Source organism: Bacillus cereus ATCC 14579 (assembly GCF_000007825.1).
In the GTDB taxonomy this organism is placed as follows: Bacteria; Bacillota; Bacilli; order Bacillales; family Bacillaceae_G; genus Bacillus_A; species Bacillus_A cereus.
This window is the reverse complement of record NC_004722.1, coordinates 1-7,500: the sequence shown is the minus strand read 5'-3', so window position 1 is coordinate 7,500 and position 7,500 is coordinate 1. Positions and strand designations below refer to the sequence as shown.

Below are 7,500 nucleotides of genomic sequence, written 5' to 3'. Positions count from 1 at the left end.
CTCCCCATTTACAAGAGACAACATATTAATACCGAAACTTGTTTGAAGCGCTGTATGTTTATATAGATTGTTTAATAGTACGTTTGCATTAGCATCACGACGTACTTCCATGACAATACGCATACCATTACGATCTGATTCATCACGTAAATCTGTAATACCTTCAATTTTCTTATCGCGAACTAATTCTGCGATTTTTTCAATTAATCTCGCCTTATTAACTTGATAAGGTAGTTCAGTTACGATAATAGATTGTTTACCGTTTGACTTCTCTTCAATTTCAACCTTAGCACGAAGCATAATGGAACCGCGACCTGTTTCATAAGCTCTTCGAATTCCACTTCTTCCTAAAATTAAACCTGCCGTCGGAAAGTCTGGACCAGGAATATATTCCATCAATTCTGCGATAGTAATATCAGGATTATGACTTAATGCCAGCACACCATCAATTACTTCGCCAAGCTGATGCGGCGGTATATTTGTTGCCATACCAACAGCAATACCTGTTGTACCGTTTACTAATAAATTAGGGAAACGCGCTGGTAGTACTATCGGTTCTCTTTCGGAACCATCATAGTTATCTTGATAATCAATTGTATTTTTTGAAATATCACGTATTAATTCCATAGAAATCTTAGACATTCTTGCCTCTGTATAACGCATTGCTGCTGCTGAATCTCCATCTACAGAACCGAAGTTACCATGCCCATCTACAAGCATATAACGTTGACTAAAATCTTGCGCCATACGTACCATTGTTTCATAAACGGCTGAATCACCATGAGGGTGATACTTACCGATTACTTCACCGACAATACGTGCTGATTTCTTATACGCTTTATCAGCTGTAATTCCTAAATCATTCATCGCATATAAAACCCTACGATGCACAGGTTTTAATCCATCACGAACATCTGGTAATGCACGAGATACGATAACACTCATTGCGTAATCTAAAAATGAGGTACGCATTTCATGACTAATATTAATTTCTCGAATTCGTGCTTGTTGTTGATTGTCTGACATCAACGAGCACCTCCTCTTACATTTCCGTTACACATACATTGATTTATATGTAGAAGACAGGAATACTTAGATTCCTGTCATTACTCATTTAAATATCAAGGTTCTTCACGTATTTTGCATTCTCTTGGATAAAGTTACGACGCGGTTCTACTTTATCACCCATTAAAATTTCAAACGTTTCGTCTGCTTCTATTGCATCTTGAAGAGAAACTTGAAGTAACGAACGTACTTCTGGATCCATTGTCGTCTCCCATAGCTGAGTTGGATTCATCTCCCCAAGACCTTTATAACGTTGAATTCCTGGTTTCGGCTGGGCTGGTAGCTCAGCTAAGATTTTTTCAAGTTCCTTATCGTTGTAAGCATATTGAATTTTTTTACCTTGTTGTATTTTAAACAATGGCGGCTGTGCAATATAGATATAACCACACTCAATTATTTGACGCATATAACGATAGAAGAACGTTAATAATAGGGTACGAATATGTGCGCCATCAACATCGGCATCGGTCATAATAATAACTTTATGATAGCGTGCTTTTTCAATATCGAAGTCTCCACCAATATTTGTACCGATTGCCGTAATAATTGTACGAACTTCATCATTTGATAAAATCTTATCTAAGCGCGCCTTTTCCACATTAATAATTTTACCCTTCAGCGGTAAAATTGCTTGGAAATGACGATCGCGTCCTTGTTTTGCAGATCCACCCGCAGAGTCACCCTCTACGATGTAAATTTCACTAATTGCTGGATCTTTCGAAGAGCAATCAGCTAATTTACCAGGTAAACTTGAAACTTCTAACGCACTCTTTCGACGTGTCAATTCACGCGCTTTTTTCGCAGCTACACGTGCACGTGCAGCCATCGTACCTTTTTCTACAATTTTTCGCGCTACATTAGGATTTTCTAGTAAGAACTTTTCAAATGCCTCTGAGAATACAGACTCTGTAATTGTTCTCGCTTCACTATTCCCAAGTTTTGTCTTCGTTTGTCCTTCAAATTGTGGATTTGGATGCTTGATTGATACAATTGCTGTTAAACCTTCACGAACATCCTCACCAGTTAAATTACTGTCCGCATCTTTTAAAATGCTATTTTTACGACCATAGTCGTTGATTACACGAGTTAAAGCTGTTTTAAAACCTACCTCATGTGTACCACCTTCATACGTATGGATGTTATTCGTAAATGAGTAAATATTATTTGTGTATCCTTCGTTATATTGAAGAGAAACCTCAACCTGAATACCATCTTTTGAACCTTCTACGTACACAGGCTCTTCATGAATCGGTTGTTTTGAGCGATTTAAATGCTCAACGTATGATTTAATTCCACCTTCGTAATGGAATTCTTTCTTTTGCTTATGTTCACGTTTATCTTCAATTGTTAATTTAATATTACGATTTAAAAACGCTAATTCACGCATACGAGTTGCTAGCGTATCAAAATCGTATACTGTTGTTTCTTGGAAAATTTCCGGATCTGGTTTAAATCGAGTTATTGTTCCTGTTTGATCGGTGTCACCAATGACTTTTAAATCCGCAACCGGAATACCTCTTTCGTATTTTTGGTAATGGATTTTACCTTCACGATGTACAAATACTTCTAATTCTGTTGATAGAGCATTTACAACCGATGCCCCAACACCATGTAAACCACCAGAAACTTTATAACCGCCACCGCCAAATTTACCACCGGCGTGGAGAACAGTCATAATAACTTCTACAGCTGGACGTCCCATTTTTTCTTGTATACCAACCGGAATACCACGCCCATTATCCGTTACACGAATACTATTATCTTCTTCGATACTAACATTAATTTCATCACAATAACCTGCAAGTGCTTCATCAATACTATTATCTACGATTTCCCAAACAAGATGGTGAAGCCCTTTTCCACTTGTAGATCCAATATACATACCAGGGCGTTTCCGAACTGCCTCTAGTCCTTCAAGCACCTGTATCTGACTTTCATCATATGCATTTTCTTGCATTTGCTTTTGTTCCATTGACACAAAGATCACCTACTTTTCCATTTAAACAGGGGTTATTCCCTATCTATTTCACAATCTACAGTGCCGTTCGTTACATGAATTGTTTTCGCTTCTTTTAATGTTTCGTGTTCAATTCCGTCGACACTCGTCGTTGTAACAAATGTTTGCACTTTTCCTTGAATTGTATTTAAAAGATGTGATTGACGATAATCATCTAATTCTGATAAAACATCATCCAACAAAAGGATTGGATATTCTTTAACCTCTGAATAAATCAATTCAATTTCAGCTAATTTTAGGGATAGTGCGGTCGTTCGTTGTTGTCCTTGCGAACCAAAGACTTGAACATTTTTACTATTAACGAAGAATTGTAAATCGTCACGATGAGGACCAATTAAAGTCGTACCACGGAAAATTTCACGTTGTTTCACAGATTGAAAACTTTCATAGTATACTTCTTTTATTTTCGACAAATCCATTGATTCTGATACATCTACACTTGGTTTATAGACAATTTCTAACTCTTCTAATCCACGGCTTATACCTCGATGAATTGGAGCTGCCCATTCCTGTAGCAAATGCAAAAATTCAAAACGTTTTTGCAGTATTTTCGCACCATGCTCAATTAGTTGAAGTGTAAATACATCCAACATCGTTTCCTCATTCTTACTATTCCCTTGCATTTTTTTCAACAAGTGATTTCGTTGCGTGAGCACCTTTTGATATTGACTTAATTCATACAAATATACAGGAGCTATTTGTCCTAATTCCATATCTAAAAAGCGTCTTCTTACTTGAGGGCTTCCTTTTACAAGATTTAAATCTTCTGGGGCAAACATGACAACGTTCATCACGCCAATATATTGACTTAACTTTTGTTGTTCAAGTTGATTTAATTTTGCCTTTTTACCTTTTTTCGAAATATTTAATTCCAAAGACAAAGAACTGTTTCTTTTTTGTAATTTCCCTTTTATTTGACCAAAATCTTCATCCCAGCGGATAAGTTCGCGATCATTAGAGGTTCTATGAGATTTCGCCATCGCTAAAACATAAATAGCTTCCATCAAATTTGTTTTCCCTTGCGCATTTTCGCCGATAATTACATTTACCTTATCTTCAAAGGAAAGCTCTAATTTTTCATAATTGCGATAGTTTTTTAATTGTATTTCTGAAATAAACAAAGGGCTCCCCCTTTATGCCTGAACTTGGAAAGTTCCGCTTCCTGGAATTTCAATAACATCATTCGCATATAGTTTGCGACCTCTTCTATTTTCAAGTTCGTTGTTCACGTACACTTCATATTCTTGTAAAAACCATTTTACAGCGCCACCTGTATCAATTACATCAGCTAACTTTAAAAATTGTCCTAGTGTAATATACTCTGTTGAAATTTTAATACGTTTCATAAAATCGCTCACTTTCTGAAAGTGTTCATTCTTTCATTGTACTAAATAAACTAGCATTAGGAAAGTAATACCCAAAAATCAAATAAGGGCCACTAGCATCTTTAAACTAGCAACCCTTATTCCTTACCTAGTAAGTACGAACCGGTAAAATTAATTGAATAATTGAATCATCATTTACTGTACGAATTAAGAACGGTCTCATCGCCCCAGTAAAGCTAACTTTAATCTCTGTACTATCCAAAGCTTTCAATGCATCCATCATATATTTTGCACTAAAAGAAATTTTTAACTCTTCTCCATCTACTTTTTCGCATTGTACTTCTTCGACAACTTTTCCGATTTCTGGTGAATTCGAAGAAATCTCTAGCATTTCTTGCTCTAAAGTTGATAATTTAACAACGTTATTGCGGCCATCTCTCGCTAATAGTGAAGCACGATCAATTGCTTGTAGGAATTCTTTTGTATTCACAAAAATATCCGTTTTACTCTCTGCTGGAATTAAACGTGTTGTATCTGGATAATTTCCTTCTAACAATCTTGAGAAGAATAATAAATGTTTTGTACGGAATAATACTTGATACTCCGTAATAACGATATCCACCATTTCTTCAGACTCATCTAGAATCTTACTTAATTCATTTAAGCTCTTACCTGGGATAACAACATTAGCTTGAAATTCATCTGCAATATTATGTCCTTCGATTTTCGCTTTTCGAAGTGCTAGTCTATGACTATCTGTTGCAATACAAGTTAACTCGCTGTTATATACCTTCCAGTTTACACCTGTCAAGATCGGTCTTGTTTCAGAAGTAGAAACTGCAAATACAGTTTGTCTGATCATATGCTTAAGTAAATCCGTTGGTATCTTAAATACATGATGTTCTTCAATCTGTGGTAATAACGGATATTCTGCAGAATCTAAACCATTTAAGTTAAATTCTGATTTTCCAGATTTTATTTTTGTCATAAAATGATTTTCCACAGAAATTTCGACAGTGTCTTTAGGTAGTTTTTTTACAATCTCACTAAAATATTTTGCCTGTAAAACAATGCTTCCTGATTGAGCTATTTCTACGATTTCTTTTCCATTTTCTTCGACTGGAATAAACGATTCAATAGAAATATCAGCATCGCTTCCTGTTAATGTAACCCCTTCTTCAGTAGCTACAACTTTAATTCCTGTAAGGATAGGGATTGTTGTACGAGAAGAAACTGCCTTCATTACATCTTGTACACCTCTTACAAGATAGTCTTTTTGTATTGTAAAACGCATAAAGAAAAACCTCCGGTAAGTATAAGATTTTATTTAATTAATAAAGATAAAAAATAGTAGTAATAGTAATAGGGCTTGTGGATATGTGGATAACCCCGCTAAAGGATGTAAAAACAGTCTATCTACATGTGGATAGACTGTGCGTAAAACAAGGTAAGTTATTCACACTATTCAGCTACTACTTTAAAATACCATTAATTTCTTCAACTTGCTTTTGTAATTGCGTATCGGTTTTTAGTAGTTTAGAGATTTTTTCATGGGCATGGATAACTGTTGTATGATCACGTCCACCAAATTCTTCACCTATTTTTGGTAAAGAGGAATCTGTAAGCTCGCGCGATAAATACATTGCAATTTGGCGAGGAAACGCAACTGATTTTGTACGTTTTTTCGCTTTAAAATCTTCTAATTTCACTTGATAAACGTCCCCGACAGCTTTTTGAATATCATAAATAGAGATAATTTTCGGCTTAGAATTTGGAATAATATCTTTAAGTGCTTCAGCTGCTAAATCAGCATTAATATCTTTATTAATTAAAGATGAATAAGCTACAACTCGGATAAGTGCACCTTCTAATTCACGAATATTTGAATCAATTTGATTTGCGATATAAAGCATAACTTCATTTGGTATATCAAGCCCTTCAGCTTTTGCTTTTTTGCGTAAAATCGCAATTCGTGTCTCTAAATCTGGCGGCGTAATGTCTGTAATAAGTCCCCATTCAAAGCGGGAACGAAGACGATCTTCTAAAGTTGGAATTTCTTTTGGTGGTCGGTCACTAGAAATTACAATTTGTTTACTTTCTTCGTGTAATGCGTTAAATGTATGGAAAAACTCTTCTTGAGTCTGTTCTTTTCCAGCAAGAAATTGAATATCATCTATCAATAAAACATCTACGTTACGATATTTATTACGAAAATCAACAGCTTTATTATCACGAATAGAGTTAATAAATTCATTTGTAAATTTTTCTGATGATAAATATACAACTTTTGCATTTGGATTATGTTCAATTACATAATGACCAATTGCGTGCATTAAATGTGTCTTTCCAAGTCCAACTCCCCCGTAAATAAAGAGTGGATTATACGCTTTAGCTGGCGCCTCAGCTACAGCTAATGAAGCTGCATGGGCAAAACGGTTACCAGAGCCAATAACAAATGTATCGAATGTATATTTTGGATTTAACATGCTCTGTGGTAAATGAGCTGAATCATCTTGTGCTGGATTCGGCTTAACTGGAGGCAGATCAATGTCCTCTTCAGCTTGACTTTGGGGAATAATAAAGCGAATTGCTAATTTTGCCCCTGTTAAATCGTATAGTGTTTCTGAAATTAGTTCGGAGTAATGAGATTCTAGCCAGTCACGAGCAAATTCATTCGGAGCTGTAATCGTTAATACGTCTTTCTTCAAGTTATGAGCCGTTGTGGATTTTAACCATGTCTCATAACTAGGCTTGCTTACCTTTTTTTCTAATTCTTTTAAGGCACTATTCCATAAATCAGAGATATTTTCCAAAGGTGTCCCTCCTTTACTAAGTTGGTAAAAGAATAAAGGTTGTGCAACAAATGTACAACCTAATAAATTAAAATGTATATTTATACGAAAACGATTTTAAAACCTAAAACGTCGTTTGTATTGAGAAAGGGTTTTCGACAAAAAAAGCAAATGTGGACAACTATTTACCCACATGTGATTAAAACTGTCCACATGTTATACACAAATTGTGGATAAGATAAAGATGTGGAAAACTTATTCAAAGTGAAAACACAACTATAATATCAAAAAAAAGTGGCTA

Annotated in this window: 6 protein-coding genes (1 of these 6 only partly in view); all 6 read right to left on the bottom strand. The window is 35.3% G+C overall.

Annotated elements, in window-relative coordinates; all coding sequences use genetic code 11:
- Positions 1 to 1,026 carry the start of a DNA gyrase subunit A gene (gene gyrA, locus BC_RS00030; RefSeq protein WP_001282864.1) on the bottom strand. Its footprint begins 1,446 nt before the window's first position, so the window shows 1,026 of its 2,472 coding nt (coding positions 1-1,026); its start codon is at positions 1,024 to 1,026; the stop codon falls past the left edge of the window.
- Positions 1,027 to 1,114: 88 nt separating this feature from the next.
- Positions 1,115 to 3,037, bottom strand: coding sequence for a DNA topoisomerase (ATP-hydrolyzing) subunit B (gene gyrB, locus BC_RS00025; RefSeq protein ID WP_000435982.1), 1,923 nt, complete (start codon positions 3,035 to 3,037; stop codon positions 1,115 to 1,117).
- Positions 3,038 to 3,075: 38 nt separating this feature from the next.
- Positions 3,076 to 4,203: a DNA replication/repair protein RecF gene (gene recF, locus BC_RS00020; RefSeq protein WP_000470745.1), complete on the bottom strand. Its 1,128-nt coding sequence runs from the start codon at positions 4,201 to 4,203 to the stop codon at positions 3,076 to 3,078.
- Positions 4,204 to 4,215: 12 nt separating this feature from the next.
- Positions 4,216 to 4,428 carry a S4 domain-containing protein YaaA gene (gene yaaA / locus BC_RS00015; RefSeq protein ID WP_000821364.1) on the bottom strand — a complete coding sequence of 71 codons (213 nt, stop codon included), beginning with the start codon at positions 4,426 to 4,428 and terminating at the stop codon, positions 4,216 to 4,218.
- 127 nt (positions 4,429 to 4,555) lie between these two features.
- A complete protein-coding gene (dnaN, locus tag BC_RS00010) occupies positions 4,556 to 5,701 on the bottom strand; it encodes a DNA polymerase III subunit beta (RefSeq protein ID WP_001212886.1) in 1,146 nt (381 codons plus the stop codon).
- A 178-nt stretch (positions 5,702 to 5,879) separates the two neighbouring features.
- Positions 5,880 to 7,220, bottom strand: a complete 1,341-nt coding sequence (gene dnaA, locus BC_RS00005; RefSeq protein ID WP_000428017.1) for a chromosomal replication initiator protein DnaA — start codon at positions 7,218 to 7,220, stop codon at positions 5,880 to 5,882.
- Between the last annotated feature and the right edge of the window lie 280 nt (positions 7,221 to 7,500).